The organism is Qipengyuania vesicularis (genome assembly GCF_019711415.1).
Lineage (GTDB): Bacteria > Pseudomonadota > Alphaproteobacteria > Sphingomonadales > Sphingomonadaceae > Qipengyuania > Qipengyuania vesicularis.
This window is the reverse complement of record NZ_JAIGNJ010000004.1, coordinates 243,197-262,918: the sequence shown is the minus strand read 5'-3', so window position 1 is coordinate 262,918 and position 19,722 is coordinate 243,197. Positions and strand designations below refer to the sequence as shown.

29 protein-coding genes are annotated in these 19,722 nt (G+C 62.2%); 8 read left to right on the top strand and 21 right to left on the bottom strand.

Features of this window, described 5'->3' with window-relative positions:
• The first annotated feature begins 38 nt into the window (after positions 1-38).
• Together K3146_RS13225 and K3146_RS13220 are read left to right on the top strand one after the other, a co-directional pair.
• A complete protein-coding gene (locus K3146_RS13225; RefSeq protein ID WP_345724442.1) occupies positions 39-692 on the top strand; it encodes an ATP-grasp domain-containing protein in 654 nt (217 codons plus the stop codon).
• Positions 693-702: 10 nt separating this feature from the next.
• The gene (locus tag K3146_RS13220) at positions 703-1,485 is read left to right on the top strand and encodes an SDR family NAD(P)-dependent oxidoreductase (RefSeq protein WP_221546783.1); all 783 of its coding nucleotides are present in this window, start codon (positions 703-705) and stop codon (positions 1,483-1,485) included.
• 6 nt (positions 1,486-1,491) lie between these two features.
• On the opposite strand, the gene K3146_RS13215 is transcribed toward K3146_RS13220, so the two are convergent.
• The gene (locus K3146_RS13215; protein ID WP_221546782.1) at positions 1,492-1,767 is read right to left on the bottom strand and encodes a PilZ domain-containing protein; all 276 of its coding nucleotides are present in this window, start codon (positions 1,765-1,767) and stop codon (positions 1,492-1,494) included.
• Between the two features lie 86 nt (positions 1,768-1,853).
• On the bottom strand, positions 1,854-2,387 hold the full coding sequence (locus K3146_RS13210) for a J domain-containing protein (RefSeq protein WP_221546781.1): 534 nt from the start codon (positions 2,385-2,387) through the stop codon (positions 1,854-1,856).
• 149 nt (positions 2,388-2,536) lie between these two features.
• Here K3146_RS13210 and K3146_RS13205 point away from each other — a divergent pair, with 149 nt between their 5' ends.
• Positions 2,537-2,686, top strand: a complete 150-nt coding sequence (locus tag K3146_RS13205; protein WP_221546780.1) for a hypothetical protein — start codon at positions 2,537-2,539, stop codon at positions 2,684-2,686.
• Between the two features lie 74 nt (positions 2,687-2,760).
• On the opposite strand, the gene pal is transcribed toward K3146_RS13205, so the two are convergent.
• The 14 genes from pal to hisB form a co-directional block, all read right to left on the bottom strand.
• A complete protein-coding gene (pal, locus tag K3146_RS13200) occupies positions 2,761-3,273 on the bottom strand; it encodes a peptidoglycan-associated lipoprotein Pal (RefSeq protein WP_221546779.1) in 513 nt (170 codons plus the stop codon).
• A 79-nt stretch (positions 3,274-3,352) separates the two neighbouring features.
• Positions 3,353-4,738, bottom strand: a complete 1,386-nt coding sequence (gene tolB, locus K3146_RS13195; RefSeq protein WP_247711282.1) for a Tol-Pal system beta propeller repeat protein TolB — start codon at positions 4,736-4,738, stop codon at positions 3,353-3,355.
• Positions 4,735-5,448, bottom strand: coding sequence for an energy transducer TonB (locus tag K3146_RS13190; protein ID WP_345724437.1), 714 nt, complete (start codon positions 5,446-5,448; stop codon positions 4,735-4,737). Before K3146_RS13190 ends, tolB begins: the two co-directional genes overlap by 4 nt.
• A gap of 55 nt (positions 5,449-5,503) precedes the next feature.
• Complete coding sequence (locus K3146_RS13185) at positions 5,504-5,983, bottom strand: ExbD/TolR family protein (RefSeq protein ID WP_221546777.1); 480 nt, start codon at positions 5,981-5,983, stop codon at positions 5,504-5,506.
• 1 nt (position 5,984) lies between these two features.
• Complete coding sequence (gene tolQ / locus K3146_RS13180; RefSeq protein ID WP_221546776.1) at positions 5,985-6,683, bottom strand: protein TolQ; 699 nt, start codon at positions 6,681-6,683, stop codon at positions 5,985-5,987.
• Positions 6,680-7,138, bottom strand: coding sequence for a YbgC/FadM family acyl-CoA thioesterase (locus K3146_RS13175; RefSeq protein WP_221546775.1), 459 nt, complete (start codon positions 7,136-7,138; stop codon positions 6,680-6,682). Before K3146_RS13175 ends, tolQ begins: the two co-directional genes overlap by 4 nt.
• 70 nt (positions 7,139-7,208) lie before the next feature.
• Positions 7,209-7,589, bottom strand: a complete 381-nt coding sequence (locus K3146_RS13170; protein ID WP_221546774.1) for a histidine triad nucleotide-binding protein — start codon at positions 7,587-7,589, stop codon at positions 7,209-7,211.
• Complete coding sequence (locus tag K3146_RS13165; protein WP_345724434.1) at positions 7,579-7,920, bottom strand: cupin domain-containing protein; 342 nt, start codon at positions 7,918-7,920, stop codon at positions 7,579-7,581. Before K3146_RS13165 ends, K3146_RS13170 begins: the two co-directional genes overlap by 11 nt.
• Entirely contained in the window at positions 7,917-8,234 is a 318-nt protein-coding gene (locus tag K3146_RS13160) for a phosphoribosyl-ATP diphosphatase (protein WP_221546773.1), read from the bottom strand. The genes K3146_RS13165 and K3146_RS13160 overlap by 4 nt, the downstream gene beginning before the upstream one ends.
• 18 nt (positions 8,235-8,252) lie before the next feature.
• Positions 8,253-9,026 (bottom strand): imidazole glycerol phosphate synthase subunit HisF, encoded by a 774-nt coding sequence (gene hisF / locus K3146_RS13155; protein WP_221546772.1) that lies wholly within the window; start codon positions 9,024-9,026, stop codon positions 8,253-8,255.
• Complete coding sequence (locus tag K3146_RS13150; RefSeq protein WP_221546771.1) at positions 9,026-9,439, bottom strand: hypothetical protein; 414 nt, start codon at positions 9,437-9,439, stop codon at positions 9,026-9,028. Before K3146_RS13150 ends, hisF begins: the two co-directional genes overlap by 1 nt.
• Positions 9,436-10,164: a 1-(5-phosphoribosyl)-5-[(5-phosphoribosylamino)methylideneamino]imidazole-4-carboxamide isomerase gene (hisA, locus tag K3146_RS13145; RefSeq protein ID WP_221546770.1), complete on the bottom strand. Its 729-nt coding sequence runs from the start codon at positions 10,162-10,164 to the stop codon at positions 9,436-9,438. Before hisA ends, K3146_RS13150 begins: the two co-directional genes overlap by 4 nt.
• On the bottom strand, positions 10,161-10,787 hold the full coding sequence (gene hisH, locus K3146_RS13140) for an imidazole glycerol phosphate synthase subunit HisH (protein WP_221546769.1): 627 nt from the start codon (positions 10,785-10,787) through the stop codon (positions 10,161-10,163). Before hisH ends, hisA begins: the two co-directional genes overlap by 4 nt.
• Positions 10,780-11,373: an imidazoleglycerol-phosphate dehydratase HisB gene (hisB, locus tag K3146_RS13135; RefSeq protein ID WP_221546768.1), complete on the bottom strand. Its 594-nt coding sequence runs from the start codon at positions 11,371-11,373 to the stop codon at positions 10,780-10,782. Before hisB ends, hisH begins: the two co-directional genes overlap by 8 nt.
• Before the next feature lie 114 nt (positions 11,374-11,487).
• Here hisB and K3146_RS13130 point away from each other — a divergent pair, with 114 nt between their 5' ends.
• The 3 genes from K3146_RS13130 to gmk are packed head-to-tail and all read left to right on the top strand — an operon-like array spanning position 11,488 to position 13,172.
• Positions 11,488-11,988 (top strand): SspB family protein, encoded by a 501-nt coding sequence (locus K3146_RS13130; RefSeq protein ID WP_221546767.1) that lies wholly within the window; start codon positions 11,488-11,490, stop codon positions 11,986-11,988.
• Between the two features lie 39 nt (positions 11,989-12,027).
• Positions 12,028-12,468, top strand: a complete 441-nt coding sequence (locus K3146_RS13125; protein ID WP_221546766.1) for a hypothetical protein — start codon at positions 12,028-12,030, stop codon at positions 12,466-12,468.
• Positions 12,469-12,521: 53 nt separating this feature from the next.
• Positions 12,522-13,172, top strand: coding sequence for a guanylate kinase (gene gmk / locus K3146_RS13120; protein WP_221546765.1), 651 nt, complete (start codon positions 12,522-12,524; stop codon positions 13,170-13,172).
• A gap of 48 nt (positions 13,173-13,220) precedes the next feature.
• On the opposite strand, the gene K3146_RS13115 is transcribed toward gmk, so the two are convergent.
• Positions 13,221-14,117 carry a LysR family transcriptional regulator gene (locus tag K3146_RS13115; protein WP_221546764.1) on the bottom strand — a complete coding sequence of 299 codons (897 nt, stop codon included), beginning with the start codon at positions 14,115-14,117 and terminating at the stop codon, positions 13,221-13,223.
• A gap of 93 nt (positions 14,118-14,210) precedes the next feature.
• Here K3146_RS13115 and K3146_RS13110 point away from each other — a divergent pair, with 93 nt between their 5' ends.
• Both K3146_RS13110 and K3146_RS13105 read left to right on the top strand, forming a co-directional pair.
• Positions 14,211-14,870: a class I SAM-dependent methyltransferase gene (locus K3146_RS13110; protein ID WP_221546763.1), complete on the top strand. Its 660-nt coding sequence runs from the start codon at positions 14,211-14,213 to the stop codon at positions 14,868-14,870.
• An 85-nt stretch (positions 14,871-14,955) separates the two neighbouring features.
• On the top strand, positions 14,956-15,261 hold the full coding sequence (locus tag K3146_RS13105) for a hypothetical protein (protein ID WP_221546762.1): 306 nt from the start codon (positions 14,956-14,958) through the stop codon (positions 15,259-15,261).
• 6 nt (positions 15,262-15,267) lie between these two features.
• Here the strand turns inward: K3146_RS13105 and K3146_RS13100 are convergent, their stop codons facing one another.
• The 4 genes from K3146_RS13100 to K3146_RS13085 are packed head-to-tail and all read right to left on the bottom strand — an operon-like array spanning position 15,268 to position 19,719.
• The gene (locus tag K3146_RS13100; RefSeq protein WP_221546761.1) at positions 15,268-16,557 is read right to left on the bottom strand and encodes an NADH:flavin oxidoreductase/NADH oxidase family protein; all 1,290 of its coding nucleotides are present in this window, start codon (positions 16,555-16,557) and stop codon (positions 15,268-15,270) included.
• Positions 16,558-16,573: 16 nt separating this feature from the next.
• A complete protein-coding gene (locus K3146_RS13095) occupies positions 16,574-17,380 on the bottom strand; it encodes an SDR family oxidoreductase (RefSeq protein WP_221546760.1) in 807 nt (268 codons plus the stop codon).
• Between the two features lie 14 nt (positions 17,381-17,394).
• Complete coding sequence (locus tag K3146_RS13090; protein ID WP_221546759.1) at positions 17,395-18,534, bottom strand: acyl-CoA dehydrogenase family protein; 1,140 nt, start codon at positions 18,532-18,534, stop codon at positions 17,395-17,397.
• 3 nt (positions 18,535-18,537) lie between these two features.
• Positions 18,538-19,719, bottom strand: a complete 1,182-nt coding sequence (locus K3146_RS13085) for an acyl-CoA dehydrogenase family protein (protein WP_221546758.1) — start codon at positions 19,717-19,719, stop codon at positions 18,538-18,540.
• Positions 19,720-19,722: the final 3 nt, after the last annotated feature.

The window sequence follows — 19,722 nt, the reverse complement described above, 5'->3', positions numbered from 1 at the left end:
GCACGGCCTGGGATTACCAGGACCATCCGCGCGAATTCGTGTCGAGGCTCGAGGAACTGGAAGCCCAAGACATCGCTGTCTGCAATCCTCCACCGGTCGTGCGGTGGAATGCCGAGAAGCGTTACCTGCGCGAGCTGGAGCGGCGCGGCGCCACCGTCGTGCCGACCTTGTGGCTTGACGATGCCGGACCGCGCGACGTGCTCGCGGCGATGGACCAATTCGGTGTCGATCGAGTGGTGGTAAAGCGGCAGGTCGGCGCAGGCGGGCTCGGCCAGCACAGCTTCGCGCGCAACGCGCTTCCCGAGGACGGCTGGAAGATGGGCCGCCCCTGCATGGTGCAACCCTTCCTTCCGAGCGTGGTCGAAGAGGGGGAATACACCTTCCTCTTCGTCGATGGCGATTTCAGCCACGGTGTCCTCAAGCGCGCTGCCGAAGGCGAATATCGCATCCAGTCTCTCTATGGGGGCACGGAGAGCGATTACTCGCCCACGCCCGAAGATCTCGCGCGTGCCGAGGCGGTGGTTGCAGCCCTCCCCTTCGACGACTTGCTTTATTGCCGCATCGACATGGCGCGCCTGCCCACCGGGGAACTTGCGGTGATGGAGGCCGAAGCGATCGAGCCCTACCTCTATCCCGAGCAAGGACCCGATTTGGGCAAACGGCTGGCCAGCGCTATCCTTGCCCGCATCTAGGGAGGAGCTGATGGCACAGAAGGTATTCCTCGTGATCGGTGCAGGTGCCGGCATCGGGGGGCATGCGGCGGCGCGGTTCGCTGCGGGAGGCTACCACGCGGTGCTGGCGCGGCGCGCCGACGAAGACGGGTTGGCCAAGCTGGTCACCGCAATCGGGGATGCGGGCGGAAAGGCCTCGGGCACGCTGCTCGACGCGGCTGCGGACGGCACGATCGAGGAGCTGGTCGAGCGCACCGAAAACGAGATCGGGCCCATCGACACCGTACTCTATAATCTCGGCGCGCAGATCGGGAACCGCGATCTCGCCGATACGCCGCACCGGACCTTCGAGCTGGGCTGGCGGCTAGGCTGCTACGGCTTGTTCCGTCTCGCCCACGCAGTCACCCCGCGCATGGTCGAGCGCGGGCGCGGCACGATCCTGGTCACCTCTGCCACCGCCGCGATGCGCGGTAATGCCGGACAGCACAGCCATGCCGCGGCGATGGGTGGCAGGCGCATGTTGTGCCAGACGCTCAATGCGGAGTTCGGGCCGCAAGGCGTCCATGTCGCGCACGTGGTGGTCGATGGGTCGGTCGATGCGCCCGATACGCTGGGCAAGCTGCTGGGTGACAAGTTCGAGGCCTACAAGGAGTCGAAGGGCGAGGACGGCGTGCTGGATCCCACGGCGATTGCAGACACGTTCTGGCATCTCGCGCAGCAGCCGCGGAACTGCTGGACGCACGAGCTCGACCTGAGGCCGTTCAGCGATGTGGCGTGGTGGAACGACAATCCCGATCCGGCAATCCGGACCTGATGGTACTTACAGTTCGAGGGCGGTTCGAACGACAGGGTTCAGCGTGTGCATGAAGCGGACGCCCGCCTCATTGCCGCGCACCCACACGATCTGGCCGGCAAATTCGTTCTTCTCGTCGACCTCGAAGAACACTGTCGACCCCTTGCTGACGTGACCTTCGAACAATTCGATCCGGCATCCGGTCTCGGACACATCGCAAAGGATCGCCTGCGCGGGTTCCACTGGAACGCGGCAGTTCAGGACGATGTTCGATCCTTGTCGGTTGGTGGTTCGTGTCTGCATTGTAGCCCTTCAGTCGCCCGAGCTTTCTAGGGAACAACTTGGAAGAAATGGTTAACGACGGCTTCACGCCCGAATAGATCCGGCCCCTAGCCTTTCCATTCCCGCCTTTCTTCTGCAGATTTAAGCACTTCGTAGGCAAGCTGGTACTTCTGGAACAGCTCCGCAGCTTCCTTGTCGCCCGGCTTGACATCCGGATGGACGGCCTTGGCCTTAACCCGCCAGGCCTTCTTGATCGTCGCGAAATCGACATCGGCCTCAAGCTCGAGGATATCGAGCGCACGCATCTCGTCGGCGCTGCGCGAACCGTCGCCCGATCCTGCCCAGCCATAGTGCTGGGCTTCGGCATAGCCGGCATTTTCGGCTCGCTCCGACTTGGCGCGGGCTTCCTTCTCTGCCTTGTCGAGACCTTCGAAATAGTCCCACTTCGAATTGTATTCGGCCGCGTGCTTCTGGCAAAAGAACCAGCGCTCGGGACTGTTGGGCGATTTCGGCGCAGGGCAATCACCCCTTTCCTCACACCCATGCCGATCGCACAAGCGCACGGTCACTGCCTCGCGGCTTTCGTCATAGCCACGCCAGCGGGGGAATCCCCAATCGTTGGAACGCCGCGCCTTAGGCAAGGCGCAAAGCCAAAGATGTCGTTGGTCGAGCAGGCATGGCGGTCAATCTAGGCATGCTGGACCTTTTCGCAAGCGTGTGGGAACCAGTTTCAAATTGAAATGTTGCTATGCAACGAAACCTTTAGAATTCCGGATTACAGGCCCGAACCATGAGCAAGCAGCTTTCCATATCCGCCACCCTCGCCGTGCTGAGCATGGCCGCCCTCGCACTTGCGACCAGCTTCGGCAATGTCGCTCCGCGTGAGGACGCGCAGCAGGTGGCACAGGCTCCGTTGATCGGCTTCGAAGCGAGCCGTTAGACCGCGCACTCCGAAAGCGCCGAAACGAAAAAGCCCCGGCCATTGGCCGGGGCTTTTCTTTTTCCAGCGCCCGATCAGTTGATAGTGACTGTCGCAGCGCGGCGGTTCTGCGCCCATGCGCTTTCGTTCGAACCCAGTGCGACAGGACGTTCCTTGCCATAGCTGACCGTGCGAATGCGGCTGGCGGGAATGCCGATCGAGACGAGATAGTTCTTTGCCGCATTGGCCCGGCGTTCGCCGAGGGCGAGGTTGTACTCGCGCGTACCGCGTTCGTCGGTGTGGCCTTCAATGGTGAAGGTGACGCTCGGGTACTGTGCGAAATACTGTGCCTGCGTCTGCAGCTTGGCGCTGTCCTCGGCATCAATATTGTAGCGGTCGGTATCGAAATAGACGACCGTGTTCGCCTGGCCGACGGCGGCCAGGAAATGCTCCATGCTACCGACGGCAGGGCCAGTTGGCGCTGGTGTCGGAGCCGGTGTCACCACCGGATCGGGTGCAGGCGGAAGTTCCTCTGGCGCCTTTTTCTGGCATGCTGCCAGCGCAAGTGCCGAAGTAAGCATGACTGCAGTGGCAATACGGGTATTCATAGTGCTGTCCCCTTATAAACAGCGGTGGAACTCTAATCGGCCCCCGGCTTCATCCGTCCCCACGGATAGAACAATGATCTTACGGCAGTATCGGTCCCCAGGCCGGGTCCGATGCATCGACCGGCGTCGGCAGGCGCCGCTCGTTATCGCCGGTCAGGTCTACCTGCCATAGCGACGTGGCGCCCGTGTTGCGCGCGGTACGGAAGAATTGGATGATGCGTCCGTTTGGCGCCCAAGTCGGTGCTTCATCCTGCCAGCCCCGCGTCAGCTTGCGGAAACCGCGGCCCTGCGGGTTCATGACGGCAATGTTGAAGTCCCCCGCAATATGCGTGAACGCGATCTGGTCGCCGCGCGGACTCCATTCGGGTGTCGCCGAACGCCCGCCGAAGAAGGAAAGGCGGCGCTGGTTCGAGCCGTCTGCGTCCATGATGTAGATCTGTTGGCTGCCCGAACGATCGCTTTCGAACACGATCTTGCTGCCATCGGGCGAATAGGAGCCGCCGATGTCGATGCCCGGCGTATCGGTCAGCCGCTCGCTGCGACCTCCCTGCGCCGAGACGCGGTATATGTCCGTGTTGCCACCCACCGCCATCGAATAGAGGATCCAGCGCCCGTCCGGGCTCCAGCGGGGCGCGAAGGTCGGGTTGTCGCTCTGCGTGACCAATGTCTGGCGACCCGTGCCGATGTCATAGACATAGATGCGCGGGTTCCCATCGACATAGCTAAGGTAGACCAGCTGTTTGTAATCGGGCGAGTAGCGCGGGGTCAGCGCTGTCGAGCGACCGGTAGTGATAAACCGATGGTTCGCCCCGTCGCTATCCATGATGGCGAGCCGCTTGGTGCGGTTATCCTTCGGGCCGGTCTCAGCAATATAGGCGATGCGGCTGTCGAAAAACGGGCTCTCCCCGGTGAGGCGCGCGTAGATGAGGTCCGAACACTTGTGCGCCGCGCGGCGCCAGTCGGCGGGCGAGACCACCCAGCCTTCGGCGACCAGGCGCTGTTGCAGTGCCATGTCGTAGAGGTAGCAGCCGACCGTCAGCCGGTCGTCGCTACGTGCGCGGACATAGCCGTGGACCAGCATTTCCGCCCCGCGCACTCCCCAGGTCGACCAGATCGGCGAGGTGATGTTCTCGAAGCTGGGACGCGGAAGCGAGTCCGGGCCGGTAGGTTTGAACAGGCCGTTGTTGCGCAGGTTAGCGGTGATGACCCGGGATATCTCGACGCCCAGCGCTTCGGTGCCGCTGGCATTGGCAGGTGTCGCGGCGTTGCGATCGGTCGCAAAGGCGGGGATTGCGATACCGAGATCGTCGAGATTGCCTTCGAAGCTGACCGACCCGGACAGGCCCTCTTCCTGTTCCACCGTCTCGACATCCTGGCCCTCACCAACCGGCTCACCAAGATCCTGGTTTTGCGCGGCGAGCGGTGCGGCGGAGAAAGCGAGTGTAGCGAGGATCAGTTTTTTCATTGTGCAAGTTTCCAGTCGAAATCTACGGTCACGAGCTTCCAGGCATCGTAATATTCTTCAGGTAAGTCGAAGGGCGCGGCAAGCTGGACGGCGCGAACCGCTTGCTCTCCATGGCGCGCCGATTGGGCGCGATTGACATCGTTCACGCCGCGCTGGCCGACGACGGTCGGGCGACCATTCAGCGTCCCGTCCGGATTGAGGCGGAACCTGACCTTCGTCACGATCTGCTCGACTTCCGGGCCGCTGGGCGGCGTCCAATGCGGACGCAACTGGCGACCGACTGCCTGGAACAGCGAGGCTTTCGCGCTGGCACCGATCTGCGAGGCGGGCGTGCGCGTTTCATTGGTTGTCGTGCTGCCGCCCGAGCCGGCGAGGAAATTGTCACCGATCAGCGAGCCCTTGGGTTTCTCGGTCGGGCGCGTCTGAGGTTGTTCACGTCGCGGACGGGTCGTGTCGGTCCGCGGCGAAGGCCGGTCCACGACCGTTTGGCTTGGCGCCTCGAGAATCTCCGGTCCTGGCGTGGGCAGTTCCGCGAGTTCGGGCGCGATGGCAGCCCGGCTCTCCGGGACTGGGTCGGGCGCGGTCGCTTCGAGGCCCACATCTTCGGCGAGGCTCACCGTCATCCGTTCCACCGGCGGCATAGCGGGCTGTTCCCACAGCGCCTGGATCACGAGCGAAGCCAGCAGCGCAAGGTGCAGCGCCAGGGCCACGATCAGCCCTGTTCGCTCTTCCCCTCTGATGCCGAACCTCTCCATCGTGCCCACGCTATTCCTCGGCAGGTGAACCGCTGTTGACCGGAGCCGCCGACTGGCCGCCATTAGTCACCATCGATATCCGGTTGAGACCGGCGCGGTTGAGTTCGCCCATCACCGCCATCACCCGCCCGTATTCAAGCGCGCGGTCGGCGCGCAGGGTGATATCCGGCCCCTCACCGACACGCGGGATATCGGCCAGCGCCTGCGGAAGCGCCGCATCTGCGATCTGGGTGTCGTCGATATAGACATAGCCCTGCGCATCGATGCTGATCGAAACCTGCTGCTGTTCCTGCGGCAGCGCATTGGCGCGGCTATCGGGAAGCTGGATCGGCACGCCTGCTGTCAGCAGCGGCGCAGTGACCATGAAGATGATTAGCAGCACCAGCATGACGTCGACGAAGGGCGTGACGTTGATCTCGGACATGGGCCGCCGTCCGCCGCGTCCGCGGCGGCGCCTCGTACCCTTTCCCGATCCGAGCGCCATCGCCATGTCAGCGCTGCTCCAGCTGGCGGCTGAAGGTCGCGCCCAGCTTGTCGGCGAAGCGGTGCAGGCGGCTTTCGAAACGTTCGACGGAATGGCTGAAGCGGTTGTAGGCAATCACGGCCGGGATGGCCGCGAACAGGCCGATGGCGGTGGCAAACAGCGCTTCGGAAATGCCGGGAGCAACCACGGCGAGCGACGAGCTTTCCTGCGCGCCGATCTGGAAGAAGCTGTTCATGATGCCCCACACGGTGCCGAACAGGCCGACGAAGGGCGCGACTGCACCGACCGTGGCGAGGAAGTTCAGCCTCTCGGCGATGTCGTCCGCCTCCTGGGCGACCTGGCTGTCCATCGCCGCTGTGAGGCGGCCACGAAGGCCCTCGCGGTCCCGCACCTCGCCCTGAGTCGAGCGGCGCCATTCGCCGACCGCCGCCTGGGCCACGCGGGCAGAGGGGACGTCCTTGTTGCCGCGCTCGGACATGAAGCGATCGAAATTGTCCGCCTGCCAGAATTCGGCCTCATAGTCGCGCTGCGCGTCTCTCAGCTTGCGCATCCGCAGGCTGAAGGAAACGATGATCATCCACACCCAGATGCTGGCAAGGATCAGGCCCGCCATCACTGCCTGGACGACGATGTCGGCATCGAGGAACAGCTGGACCGGATCGAGCCGGGTCGGCGCGCCGATTGAGAGAAGCGAGAGTGTGATCATTGATCCCCTGCTGGGTTGGTGAAGCGCGCAAAGGCCGCGCGCCATTCTTCTGGCTGGCGGATCGGCCGCCCGCCTGGTGAAACGAAGCCGACGCGCAAATGTGCCTCGGCAAGGAGCTCTTCGCCGCGATATGCCTTCTGGTGCATCCGGCAGGATGCCGCCTTCAGTTCGGTACAACGCGTCTCGATCACTACATCGTCATCGAGCTTAGCGGGCCGCAAATACTTGAGGTTAATCTCGGACACGGCATAGGCGCCTCCGCCATCCTCAATCGCGGCACGCTGGTCGATGTCGAGCCGGCGTAAGAGGTCGGACCGGGCGCGCTCGAACCAGCGCAGGTAATTGGCGTGGTAGGTGATCCCCGAAAGGTCCGTGTCCTCGTAATAGACGCGCACGGCATACAGGTGCCGGTCGCCTTGGATCACGCCGTCGGGGGGATTGGGCCTCTCGTCCATCGAAAGCGGCATTTAGCGCAGCGGCGACTCGTGGCGCAATGCGAAACGACGAAGCGAGTCCTGCGAGCGACTAACGACGCGCGATCATGGGGCCGAGGGGCTGGCCGCCGAAGATATGCACGTGGAGGTGCGGCACTTCCTGCCCGCCATGCGCGCCGATATTGGCCATCATCCGGTATCCCGGCTCGACCAGGCCCTTGTCACGGGCAACCTTGCCCACGGCCCTCACGAAGCCGGCAATCTCTTCCGCGCTCGCCTTGGTGCTGAAATCGTCCCAGCTGACATAACGGCCCTTGGGCACGACCAGAGTATGCACTTCGGCCTGCGGATTGATATCTTCGAAGGCAAAGGCCCACTCGTCCTCATACACCTTGGCCGAAGGGATTTCGCCGCGCAGGATCTTCGCGAAGATGTTCTGGTCGTCATATGGCTGCGTCGGGTCAATCGGCATGTTGTTCTCCTCCTTCAGGCCCCCAGAAGATAACCCACGTGTCGAAATCGTCACTGAACTCTACGAAGCGGTGCTCCATCTGCGCGGGCACGAAGAGGGCATCGCCCGGCCCGAAAGGGATACGCTCGCCATCGCGTTCGAAGGTCCCGTTGCCTTGGCGGACGATGTAGAGCTCGTCGCGCGTGTGCGGAGTCTGCAAGTCTGCGCCGACCGGGCGGTAGAGTTCGAGCTCCATCGAACCGTGGGCCAGCCCCCGGAAGAATGGCGTATCGGATTCCGCGAGGCCCTCCTCGAAACTCGCTAGCGTTGCGTGCCAGCCTTCCGGCTTCACCCTTCGCTCCTGCTGGCCTTCTCTTCGAGACCCGATGTGCCTTCGCGCCGGTCGAGTTCTGCCATCACCTCTTCGAGCGACACGCCCTTGGCGGCCATCACGATCATCAGGTGGAAGATCGTATCGGCTGCCTCGGCGATGAAATCCTCGCGCTCCTGCGCCAGCGCTGCGACGCAGGTTTCGACCGCCTCTTCGCCGAACTTGCGGACCATCACGGGCAGGCCTCGATGCGTTAGATGCGCGACATAGCTTGTTCCGGGGTCGGCCTTGCGGCGCTGGTCGATCACGGCCTGAAGTCGGGTCAAAGTATCCATGGGCACCTTCCTGCGCCTTTAGCCGCGCGCGGGCAAGCCGGCGGCACGCAGCGCGCGATGCGCCTCGCCGATCGAATGCTGGCCGAAGTGGAAGATCGAAGCGGCTAGGACCGCGCTGGCGTGGCCCTGCGTCACGCCCTCGACGAGGTGGTCGAGCGTGCCCACGCCGCCGCTGGCGATTACGGGCACGGACACGCTGTCGGCAATCGCGCGGGTCAGTTCGAGGTCGTAACCCTGCTTCGTCCCGTCGCCATCCATCGACGTGACGAGCAGTTCGCCCGCTCCCAGCTCGGCGAGCATCTGCGCATGTTCGACCGCGTCGATACCCGTCGGCTTGCGGCCGCCATGCGTATAGATTTCCCACCCACGAAAACCTTCGCCCTCGGTACGCGCCCGGGCATCGACGCTAGCGACGACGCACTGGCTGCCGAACTTGTCGGCGATCTCGCGTACGAGTTCGGGCCGGGAAACGGCGGCCGAATTCACCGCAACCTTGTCAGCACCAGCGAGAAGCAAGGCGCGCGCGTCCTCCACGCTCCGCACCCCGCCCCCGACGGTCAGCGGCATGAAGCACACCGCCGCCGTGCGACGCACCATATCGAGCAGCGTCCCGCGTCCCTCATGGCTTGCGGAGATATCGAGGAAACACAGCTCGTCGGCCCCGGCACGGTCATAGGCCTGTGCCTGCTCGACCGGGTCGCCGGCATCCTTGAGGTCGACGAAATTGACCCCCTTCACCACGCGCCCGTCGCGCACGTCGAGGCAGGGAATGACGCGGATGCGGACAGTCATCAATCCGGCTCCACGATGCCGGTCAGGATCTGCCCACCAAATTCGAGACGCACCTCTTCGCCGATATCGAATTGCGGCTTGCCGTCGTCGACCATGCCCTTCGCGGCGAAAGCGACCTTGCCATATTTCGCCTCGAAATCGGCAATATGTTCGCCTTTGTATGTCAAGCTAACCGGCCCGCTGTAGCGCCCGGGGAGGCTGCGCAGGTTCAGCGTGAAACGCTCCTGCCCGTCGCTCCAGCGCGACTGGCTCAACTTGCCGTGCCATTCCGCAGGCCTGCGGAATTTGCACTCGACATCGTGCGTCTTGAGCACACCTGGTCCCGTCACGACCACACTGGCGCTGTTCTTCCCCTTCCGGATTATCCAGAACAGCGCAGCGATAATGGCAAGAGCGACAATTGAACCGGTCATGTGCCCGACCCTATCGCAAGTGCCGTCGCCAGGTCGAGCCTCCCGTCATAGAGTGCTCGCCCGGTAATCACGCCCTCGATGCCCTCATTCTCGTGCAGTTTGAGCACGTGGATGTCATCGAGGCCCTTCACGCCGCCGCTCGCGATCACGGGGATATCGACTTGCCGCGCGAGGTCGACGGTTGCATCGATATTCACACCCTTCAGCAGCCCGTCGCGGCCGATATCGGTGAAGAGGAGGCTCGCGACACCGGCATCCTCGAAACGGCGAGCGAGGTCGATCACCGGCACATCGGAAACATCCGCCCAGCCCTCGGTCGCGACCATGCCGTCTTTCGCATCGACCGCCACCACCACGCCACCGGGATAGGCTCTCGCCATGTCCTTGACGAACTCGGGATCCTTGAGCGCAGCCGAGCCCATCACCACACGTGATACGCCCGCGTCGAACCAGCCCTCGACGTCCTCGCGCGTGCGGATGCCGCCGCCTAGCTGGATATGCCCCGGAAAAGCGGAAACGATCTGCTCGACAGCTTCACGATTGCGCGCGGCACCCGCAAATGAGCCGTCGAGATCGACTACATGGAGGTGTCGTGCGCCCGCCCCGGCAAACAATTTCGCCTGCTCGGCTGGGTTGTCGCCATAGACGGTGGCGCGGTCCATATCGCCCTCGGCGAGACGCACTACCTGTCCGGCTTTGAGGTCGATGGCGGGGAATACGATCACGGTTTCCACTCCAGGAATCGGCTTAGCAGGGTGAGCCCGTAGCTCTGGCTCTTTTCCGGATGGAACTGGACACCCAGTATATTGTCGCGGCCCACCGCTGCCACCAGTCCGCCGCCATGGTCGGTCATGGCGAGCACGTCCTTCCCGCTGTTCGCATGAAAGTGGTAGGAGTGCAGGAAATAGGCCTCACCCGGCTCGACGACCGCGTGCATTTTTGCATGAGGCGTCATTGCCACGTCGTTCCAGCCCATGTGCGGGACCTTCACGCTCGTATCGGTCGGCTCGATCAGGCGCACTTCGCCTTCGATCCAGTCGAGGCCATCGGTCTCGCCGTGCTCGAGGCCGCGCGTGGCAAGCAGCTGCATTCCCACGCAGATGCCAAGGAAAGGCGCACCGCCCACGAATACGCGCTCGCGCATTGCCTCGATCACACCTTTTTCGGCGCGCAATCCGGCAGCGCAAGCACCGAAACTGCCGACGCCAGGCAAGACGATCCGGTCAGCCGCGCGCAGAACATCGGGGTCGGCGGTGACCTTTACCTTGGCCCCGACCCTTTTGAGCGCGTTCTCGACCGAATGCAGATTGCCCGCGCCATAATCGACGAGAGCGATAACCTCAGCCACCCAATTGCCCCTTGGTACTCGGGATTGCGCCGCCCTTGCGGGGATCGACCTCCACCGCCGCGCGCATGGCCCGAGCGAAGCCCTTGTAGATACTCTCGCAAATGTGGTGATTGTTTGTGCCGTAGAGCAGTTCGACATGCAGTGTCAGCCCGCAGGTCTGCGCGACCGAATGAAACCAGTGCTCGATCAGCTCTGTATCCCATTCGCCCAGCTTTTCCTGACTGAAACCGGCCTTCCATACGAGATAGGGGCGGCCGGAAATATCGAGCGCCACGCGCGCCAGCGTCTCGTCCATCGGCGAATAGGCGCTGCCGTAGCGCGCGATACCGCCCTTTTCGCCGAGCGCCTGCGCCAGCGCCTGACCCAGCGCCAGGGCGCTGTCCTCGGTCGTATGATGCTGATCGACATGCAGATCGCCATCGACCTTCATGGTCACGTCGATGAGCGAGTGCTTGGAGAATTGTTCGACCATGTGGTCGAGGAAGCCGATGCCCGTTGCGACCTCATAGGTGCCTGTACCGTCGAGGTTGACCTCGACTAGGATTTTCGTTTCCTCGGTGTTTCGTTCGATACGGCCTGTTCGCATGGCGTTTGCCTATAGGCGTGCAGGCGGCGCGCGCAAGAAATTGCGGCTATCGGCAGGGTAAAGAGAGGCTTAAACCGCTTGACCGCGCGCGCCTGCGGTTCCACCTAGTGCTGCATGAGCGAAGAGACGCCCGACAGCCTGATCCCATACGATACGATCGTGCAGGAAGCCCTGCGCGCCGTAGTGGGCCGGGTACTCGGCGAGATCGAGCAGGGCGGTAGCGAACTGCCCGGCGCGCATCATTTCTACATCACCTTCAAGACCCACGCTCCCGGCGTCTCGATCCCGATTTCGCTGCGCGAGCGGTTCCCGGACGAAATGACGATCGTCCTCCAGAACAAGTTCTGGGACCTCAATGTCCGCGACGACGGATTCTCGGTCGGACTGTCCTTCAACCAGATCCCTGCCGAGCTCGACATCCCCTATTCGGCGATAACGCAATTCGTCGATCCGGCGGTCGATTTCGGGCTGCAGTTCCAGGCGACTGTTGCGGACATGGCCCCTGCGCCAACCGACGAAGCCGGCAATGACGAGGAACAGGCGAGTGCTGCGCCCGTTGAAGGTGCAGAAGACGGCTCGAATGTCGTCACGGTCGATTTCGGCCGCAAGAACTAGGCGGCACGGTTTCGGCCCTGTCGCGAACAGGGGCAGACCATGGGCCTGAGAGCCGAAGACAAAGCCAACCACCTCACCGATTATGCGGCCGACGCGATCGAGCGCGCGACCGATGAGCATCCCGGAGAGAGCGATCCCGTTCCCGGGCCCAGCACGAATGCGGCCACGAACCTGATCATCAATGACATCCTCCTGCGCAGCGTGGGACGCCTGTCTCGCCAGACGGTCGAGAAGCTCCTGCTCGGTCGGCAATACGGCAAGCAGTTTGCGAAGGACGCGGTGGAGAACCGCTCTCTTGTCCACACGCTGGCTGCCTATGGCGTGACCAAGGTCGCAACGAAGTCCATCCCGGGTGCTGCCGCGGTCACCGGAGCGCTTTTGCTGAAGGTCCTCTTCGATCGCAGCCAGTCGCGTCGCCAGGCCCGACGTGCGGGTCGCAAGATGCTGCGCGAACAGGCCGATCCCGACGGTATGGCCTGAAAACCCGCGACTACGGGGTTGATTAGTCCCCTCGCCTTGCGCCAACAGCGCACATGGCCGATTCCTCCGATACGCAAGACGACGCACTCGCAAGGCGCGGGCTGATGTTCATTCTCTCCTCCCCGAGCGGGGCTGGGAAGACCACGATCAGCCGGATGTTGCTGGATGCGGACCCGGCGATAAAGCTTTCGGTCAGCGTAACCACCCGCCCGCCGCGCCCGGGCGAAAAGGACGGCATTCATTACTACTTCGTCGACGATGCCGAGTTCGACCGTATGGTCGAGGAAGACGATTTCTACGAATGGGCGCATGTCTTCGGACATCGCTACGGAACGCCCAAGGGCCGTATCCGCGCCGCGTTGAAGGATGGTCAGGACTTCCTGTTCGACATTGACTGGCAGGGCACGCAGCAGCTGTTCCAGAAGGACCAACAAGACGTTGTCCGTGTCTTCATCCTGCCTCCGAGCATCGCCGAACTCGAGCGACGCCTGCGCAGCCGTGGCACAGATAGCGAGGAAGTGGTCCAGGCCCGCATGGAACGCGCCCGCTCGGAAATCAGCCACTGGGACGCCTATGACTACGTCGTGATCAACGAAGACGTGAACGCTTGCTTCGCCAAGGTGCGCGAAATCCTCGATGCCGAGCGCATGAAGCGCCAGCGCCAGACCGGGTTGATCCCCTTCGTGCGCGAACTGATGAGTTAGCCCTCTGCCGCATCAGACTACGGTTTGAGCCCAGCGCCTGCGCATCTATCATTCTGAAAGAGCTTCGATTTCTTGCGCTAGGAAATCGTAGACCACCCGTATCCGACGGCTGGATTTCACCTCGCGATGAGCGACCAGCCACAGGTCGAACGGAAATCCCGGAAGCGAAGGCGCAGCCTTCGCCACAAGAGGCTCCTTGTCGGCGACAACTGCAGGCATCGCGATTATCCCCGCACCAGCCTTGGCCATCTCCCACTGAATGACGTGAGATGTCGACATGGCCACGAAATTCCGGGGAACGACGGATACTCCCATCGCCGCGAGGGCCGCTCGAAATGTCTGGTTGTCTTCGAACTCGACGAAATCGGCCCTGGCGAGGCCGTCCGCATCGAAAGGGCCATTGGCTCGCTCCAGATACCGCCTGGCGGCATAGAGATATGCCATCCCGGAATAGACTTTCCGCGCATAGAGCTCGTTGTCCGTCGGCCTGACGCCACGGAGCGCAATATCGGCCTCACGGCGCCGTAAGTCGCTAATCGAATTCGTAGCGACGAGTTCGATCCGAATCTTGGGGTAGAGATCCCGAAGCTTCTCAACCATCGGAGGAAGCTGGTAGGTACAGGCAAGATCGGTAGCGCTGATGCGGACCGTTCCCTCTACCGCCGAGGATTTCCCGGTCGCGGCCAGCGTGATACGCTGTGCAGCCTCGGCCATCTCCCCAATGTTATCCAGCAGTTCGAGGCCAGCTTCGGTCGGTGCGATACCAGTCCCGATTCGCTCGAACAGTGCCACACCCAATTCCGCCTCGAGCGCAGTCACCTGCCTGCCCACGGTAGGTTGAGTGACACCCAAGACCTTTGCGGCCCCCGTCAACGACCCCTCACGTGCTGCAATGTAGAAGGCTTTTGCCTTCTCCCAGTCGAAGTTAGCTTCATTACCGATCATGCAGAATTGCATATCAGTCAGGCGAAAATGGTCAATTCCCCTACATTTATAGTCAGTCTATCTAGCGGCCAATCAATCGATCAGAGATAGAAAATGAACCGAAGCGATGCACCCATTTCAGGACGACCGGCGCCCAACTCCGCATTCTGGGACAGAGTAGCACCTCGCTATTCGCGTAAGCCGATTGCAGACGAGGGTGCTTATGAGGCGAAGCTCGCTATCACGCGGGAATACCTGAGCCCGGACATGCACCTGTTGGAGTTGGGATGTGGAACGGGAGGCACCGCGCTCAAGCATGCGCCATTCGTCAAGCGAGTGGTTGCCACCGACATCTCTCCAGCGATGATCGAAATTGCCAATCAGCGACGCCGTGAAGCGAATATCCAAAACGTCGAGTTCGCGGTCGCTCCGGTGGAACGGCTCGACTTCAACGAAAACAGCTTTGACATGGTCTTGGCGCTCAGCCTCCTGCATCTCGTCGAGGATCGGATGGAAGTCCTCAAAGAAGCCGTTCGAATTCTGCGACCCGGCGGATACTTCGTCAGCAGCACGCCATGTCTCGATGGCACCATTGGCCTCATGCGCCATATCTTGCCGATCGGCGCCAGAATTGGACTGATGCCCAAGGTGTTCATGTTCACGAAGGCCGGATTGCGTGGCGACATAGCGAGCGCGGGTCTTTGCATCCAACGGGCGTTCGAACCGAGTGACGGCCGCACCCTTTTCGTGATCGCGCAGAAGCCCAGAAACTAGTGCGCCTATCATCCAGCCGGTGAGGCCACACCCGCAGAAATAATCGCACGCTGGCGAACCATGCCGTGCTGCGAGGAGAAGGAAAATGCATCTGTCACTGGCTCATCGCCTGACATTCGAAATCGTAAGGCTAGTCGATGCCACTCTTAAGCTGGCGAAACGCGCAGTAAAAAATTCTTCAAGAAAGTCAGGGAAATCAATGATAAATCCCAAACGCATAGTGCATGTCGGACTGGCCTCGTCGGCACTGTTCCTCATAGTGATTTCCGAGCCATTATTCCTCGCTGCGCCACCCGTCATACAGTCCAGCGAAGAAGGAAGCACGCTGCTAAGGTTTCATCTCAGCATCGCCGGCATTGTGATGGAGGGACACCTCGCTTTCGAGGAATAGCCTCGACTAGTTTTTGCGCCGTGCCGCCATGATCTGCTTGTTGCGTTCTTCCACGAGGCGGAAGGCGCGCATCACCGAAAAGCCTTCGTCGGTCCGGCCTTCGTGGCCAAGGAGCCAGAGCTGCTGGTAGAACCAGTAGATCCCGGCAAATCCGCTGACGGCCTTGATGAGCTGGAATCGCTTGAGAAAGCCCAACCAGCTCGGCAGCAGCTCCACATTATCTTCATAGCGCGGAAGGCTCTCGGCCCCTGCCAGCAGCTCCCTCGGTCCATCGGTATGGACGCAGAGCGGACGGCCGAGCCCGATCACGTCGGCTGCACCCAATTCCAGCGCCTGCTCCATCGCGGCGCGGCTGCGGAACCCGCCCGTAACCATCAAAGGCACCGAAACCGCATCCTGCATGGCTTTGGCAAAGTCGACGAAATAGGCCTCGCGGGCTGCGGTCGAGGGCGCGACATTCTGCATCTCTTCCTCTTCCATGCCTTCGATGCCCATCAGCTTGGGCTGCTCGTAAGTCCCACCCGAAATCTCGATCAGGTCGACCGAAGCGGCTTCGAGCCATTGGACCACCTGCAGGCTATCCTCGAAGTCGAAGCCGCCCTTCTGGAAGTCGGCGCTGTTGAGCTTGACCGAGATCGGGAAGTCTGGCCCGACCGCCTCGCGCACGGCCGCAACGATTTCGAGCAGGAAGCGCACCCGGTTATCGAGGCTGCCGCCATACTCGTCCGTGCGCTTGTTCGCGCGCGGACTGAGGAATTGCGAAACGAGATAGCCGTGCGCGCCATGGACCTGCACGCCCGTAAACCCGACAACCTTGCAAGCCTTTGACGCCATCGCCCAGCGTTGAACCAGCTCGGCAATCTCGTCCTTATTTAGCGGAACGGGCTTGCCGAACTGGCCGCCTGGAAGAGCGAGGGGCACATCGGATGATGATTTCGGCGTCGGATTAACCAGCTTCTGTGTCTGGCGCCCACCATGGCTGATCTGCGCCCATAGATGATTGCCGGCGCGTGTGCCTTGCTTCGCCCAGGCGGCAAGCTTCTGCGCCATGTCGGCATCGGGCTCGCGGTCGATTACCACATTGCCCGGTCGCTCAAGATGGTCCTTGTCGACGATGATATTACCGGTCAGCAGCATGCCGGCGCCGCCGTCTGACCAGATGCCATAAAGGCGGGCAAGCTCGGGGGTTGGCCTGCCGTCGGGCGTGGCGAGCCCTTCGGTCATCGCGCCCTTGGCGATGCGGTTGGGAAGCGTCGCCCCGCAGGGCAACTCCAGCGGGTCCGACAGCTTCACCATGTCCATTTCCTTCAGATCAGCGCCCGCCCGCCGGATCGGCGAAATGCGTCGGCAAATGCGCGTTCACGATGCCGCCGTCGACCGCGATGGTCTCGCCCACCGTGTAATCGCCTGCACGGCTCGCGAGGTAGACGCAGCTTCCGCCCATGTCGAACTTGTCGCCCACGCGCTTGTTCGGGATGCCCGCAGCGCTGGCCTCGGCGTGATCGCGCGCGACCTTGTTCATGTTCGATGGGAAGGCGCCCGGAGCAATGCCCGTCACGTATACGTGATCTCTAACAAGGCGTGCAGCCATGCGGCGCGTGAGGTGGATCAGCGCCGCCTTGGACGCCTGGTAGGAGTAAGTCTCCCACGGATTGATGCGCAAGCCATCGATGCTGGCGATGTTGATCACCTTGCCCGGCTTGTCCTGGCTGGCATTGGCGGTGAGCAGCGTGTGGAGCTTCTGCGTGAGGAAGAACGGCGTCTTGACGTTGAGGTCCATGACCTTGTCCCAGCCCTCTTCGGGAAACTCCAGATAGTCCGCTCCCCAGGCCGCGCCGGCATTGTTGACGAGGATGTCGAGGTGGCTTTCCTTAGAGGAAATCTCGGCCACCAATTCGTCAATGCCTTCGAGTGTCGAGATATCGCCCTGGATCGGGACCACGCGCCCGCCCAGTTCCTCTGCCGTTTCATGCAGTTCGCCGCCCTTGCGCGCGGTGATGTAGACCCGCTCCGCACCTGCGGCGAGGAAGCCTTCCACGATCATCCGGCCAATGCCGCGGCTGCCGCCGGTTACGAGAGCGACCCTGCCCTTGAGGCTGAACATATCTTCGAGTGTCATTGCGTCTCTCCCGATTAATAGCCGCTCATCTCGGCAACGCGCCCTGCGTGGTAATACTGGTCGCCGAGGAATTCCTGCAACGCCCGGTCGCGCTTCATATAGAGGCCTATGTCATATTCGTCGGTCATACCGATGCCCCCATGCATCTGCACGCCTTCCTTGACGGCGAGGCCAGCAGCCTTGGCGACCTTGGCCTTGGCGACCGAGGCCATGAGGTCGGCCTTCTCGCTTCCACCATCGAGCAACTGCGCCGCCTTGATGGTGACCGCGCGGGCGATCTCAACTTCGGAATAGAGATGCGCGGCGCGATGCTGCAGCGCCTGGAATTCGCCGATCAGCTTGCCGAACTGCTTGCGCTGCTTGAGGTATTCGACGGTCATATCCATCGCGCCGCTGGCCACGCCTACGCCTTCGGCCGCCGCACCGACACGGCCCGCCATAAGCATGGCGTTCAACACTTCGCGCCCGCCGTCGACCTCGCCGATCACGGCATCGCCATCGAGCTCGACACCGTCGAACTTGGTATGCGTCGCCATTGAGCTGTCGACGAGGCGCACTGCGTCATGGCTCATGTTCGCGGCATCCTTGGGGACAGCGAACAGCGTGATGCCATCAGCATCATCGTCACTGCCCGAAGTCCGTGCCGCTACAACCATCATGTCCGAACTCGCACCGTGGAGGACGAAATCCTTCTGGCCAGTGAGCTTGAAACCATTGCCCGACTTTTCAGCCTTGGTCTTGATTGTATCGGGTCGATGCTTCGCGCCTTCGTCAATCGCGACCGTGTAGATGCTTTCTCCCTCGATCAGGCCGGGAAGCCAGCGGCCACGCAGATCGTCGCTGCCGTGCTTGAGCGCAGTTACGGCCAGTACGGAACTGGCGAGGAAAGGCGAAGGCGTCAGGTTGCGCCCGATATTTTCGAGCACGATTCCCGCTTCGACATGACCCATGCCTAGCCCGCCATCGTCTTCGCCCACCAGCATGCCGGTGAAGCCCATTTCGGCAAACTGCTTCCACAGCGCATGGCCGAAGCCGTCCTTGCAATCGCGGTCTCGCCAGTGGCGCAGCTGTTTCGCAATGGCGCCTTCTTCGGCCATGAACGCTTGCGCGGTTTCGGCCAGCATTGTCTGGTCGTCGTCGTAATAAAGAGGCATCGATCAGGCTCCCGGCAGGTCGAGGATACGCTTCGAGATAACGTTGAGCATGACTTCGCTCGTGCCGCCCTCGATCGAATTGGCTTTGGTCCGCAGCCAGTTACGCGACGGCTTGCCGCCACCCGTGTCCTCGCTCTCCCATTCGAGAGCGCGGCTGCCACCTGCTGCCATCATCAGCTCATGCCGACGCTTGTTAAGCTCGGTGCCTGCGTATTTCATCATGTTGGGCTGCGCAGGATGCGCCTTGCCCACCTTGAGTTCGTCGAGGAACTTCTCGCCCATCGCCGTGTAGGCGAGAGCATCGACATCGAACTGGGCGAGCTCCGCGCGCAGCACAGGGTCGAGTTCGCCCGCATTGCGCTTCATCGCCGCGCCAATGGCAGCCGTGCGATCGCCGCCGCCGGCGCCCGAAATCATCTCGCGTTCGTGGCCGAGGAGGTATTTCGCCACGTCCCAGCCGCGGTTGATCTCGCCCACATAGCCGGGGCAATCCTCGCCATAGGACTTGGGCACCCTCACATCGTCGAAGAAGGTTTCGCAGAAAGGGCTGTTGCCGCTGATCAGCTTGATCGGCTTGGTCGAGACGCCTTCGCCCGCCATGTCGAACAGCATGAAGGTGATGCCCTGGTACTTATTCTGCTTGTCGGTGCGGACGAGGCAGAAAATCCAGTCGGCCTCATCGGCATAGGAGGTCCAGATCTTCTGGCCGTTGACGACCCAGTGGTCGCCCTTGTCTTCGCCGAAGGTCTGCATCGAGACGAGGTCCGAGCCGCTGCCCGGCTCCGAATAGCCCTGGCACCAGCGAATCTCGCCGCGTGCGACTTCGTTGAGGAAGCGCTTCTTCTGACCTTCGGTGCCGAAATGCAGCAGCGCCGGGCCAAGCATCCAGATGCCGAAGCTAGAGAGCGGCGGACGCGCGCCGATGCGCGACATTTCCTGGCGCAGGATCTTGCCTTCTGCAGGGCTCAGGCCAGCACCGCCATATTCCTTCGGCCATTCGGGAACGGTGTAGCCCTTGTCGCGGCAGGTCTCGAACCATGCCTTCTGGGCATCGTTCTTGAAGGTGGCGTTGCGGCCACCCCAATAGACATCGTCTTCATCGCGGACGGGCTTGCGCATCTCGGGGGGGCAATTCGCTTCGAGCCACTCGCGCGTTTGGGCGCGGAACGCTTCCAGATCGGACATGTC

Coding starts and splice junctions, on each gene's coding strand:
- K3146_RS13205 (WP_221546780.1), top strand. CDS start 2,537: ATGAGCAAGCAGCTTTCCATATCCGCCACCCTCGCCGTGCTGAGCATG.
- K3146_RS13185 (WP_221546777.1), bottom strand. CDS start 5,983: ATGGCGATGGCGCTCGGATCGGGAAAGGGTACGAGGCGCCGCCGCGGA.
- K3146_RS13150 (WP_221546771.1), bottom strand. CDS start 9,439: ATGACCGGTTCAATTGTCGCTCTTGCCATTATCGCTGCGCTGTTCTGG.
- K3146_RS13160 (WP_221546773.1), bottom strand. CDS start 8,234: ATGGATACTTTGACCCGACTTCAGGCCGTGATCGACCAGCGCCGCAAG.
- K3146_RS13095 (WP_221546760.1), bottom strand. CDS start 17,380: ATGACACTCGAAGATATGTTCAGCCTCAAGGGCAGGGTCGCTCTCGTA.
- K3146_RS13215 (WP_221546782.1), bottom strand. CDS start 1,767: ATGCAGACACGAACCACCAACCGACAAGGATCGAACATCGTCCTGAAC.
- K3146_RS13115 (WP_221546764.1), bottom strand. CDS start 14,117: ATGATCGGTAATGAAGCTAACTTCGACTGGGAGAAGGCAAAAGCCTTC.
- K3146_RS13090 (WP_221546759.1), bottom strand. CDS start 18,534: ATGCCTCTTTATTACGACGACGACCAGACAATGCTGGCCGAAACCGCG.
- K3146_RS13105 (WP_221546762.1), top strand. CDS start 14,956: ATGCATCTGTCACTGGCTCATCGCCTGACATTCGAAATCGTAAGGCTA.
- gmk (WP_221546765.1), top strand. CDS start 12,522: ATGGCCGATTCCTCCGATACGCAAGACGACGCACTCGCAAGGCGCGGG.
- K3146_RS13175 (WP_221546775.1), bottom strand. CDS start 7,138: ATGGACGAGAGGCCCAATCCCCCCGACGGCGTGATCCAAGGCGACCGG.
- K3146_RS13085 (WP_221546758.1), bottom strand. CDS start 19,719: ATGTCCGATCTGGAAGCGTTCCGCGCCCAAACGCGCGAGTGGCTCGAA.
- tolB (WP_247711282.1), bottom strand. CDS start 4,738: ATGAAAAAACTGATCCTCGCTACACTCGCTTTCTCCGCCGCACCGCTC.
- K3146_RS13220 (WP_221546783.1), top strand. CDS start 703: ATGGCACAGAAGGTATTCCTCGTGATCGGTGCAGGTGCCGGCATCGGG.
- hisB (WP_221546768.1), bottom strand. CDS start 11,373: ATGCGAACAGGCCGTATCGAACGAAACACCGAGGAAACGAAAATCCTA.
- K3146_RS13100 (WP_221546761.1), bottom strand. CDS start 16,557: ATGGTGAAGCTGTCGGACCCGCTGGAGTTGCCCTGCGGGGCGACGCTT.
- K3146_RS13130 (WP_221546767.1), top strand. CDS start 11,488: ATGAGCGAAGAGACGCCCGACAGCCTGATCCCATACGATACGATCGTG.
- pal (WP_221546779.1), bottom strand. CDS start 3,273: ATGAATACCCGTATTGCCACTGCAGTCATGCTTACTTCGGCACTTGCG.
- K3146_RS13125 (WP_221546766.1), top strand. CDS start 12,028: ATGGGCCTGAGAGCCGAAGACAAAGCCAACCACCTCACCGATTATGCG.
- hisF (WP_221546772.1), bottom strand. CDS start 9,026: ATGACTGTCCGCATCCGCGTCATTCCCTGCCTCGACGTGCGCGACGGG.
- K3146_RS13110 (WP_221546763.1), top strand. CDS start 14,211: ATGAACCGAAGCGATGCACCCATTTCAGGACGACCGGCGCCCAACTCC.
- K3146_RS13170 (WP_221546774.1), bottom strand. CDS start 7,589: ATGCCGATTGACCCGACGCAGCCATATGACGACCAGAACATCTTCGCG.
- tolQ (WP_221546776.1), bottom strand. CDS start 6,683: ATGATCACACTCTCGCTTCTCTCAATCGGCGCGCCGACCCGGCTCGAT.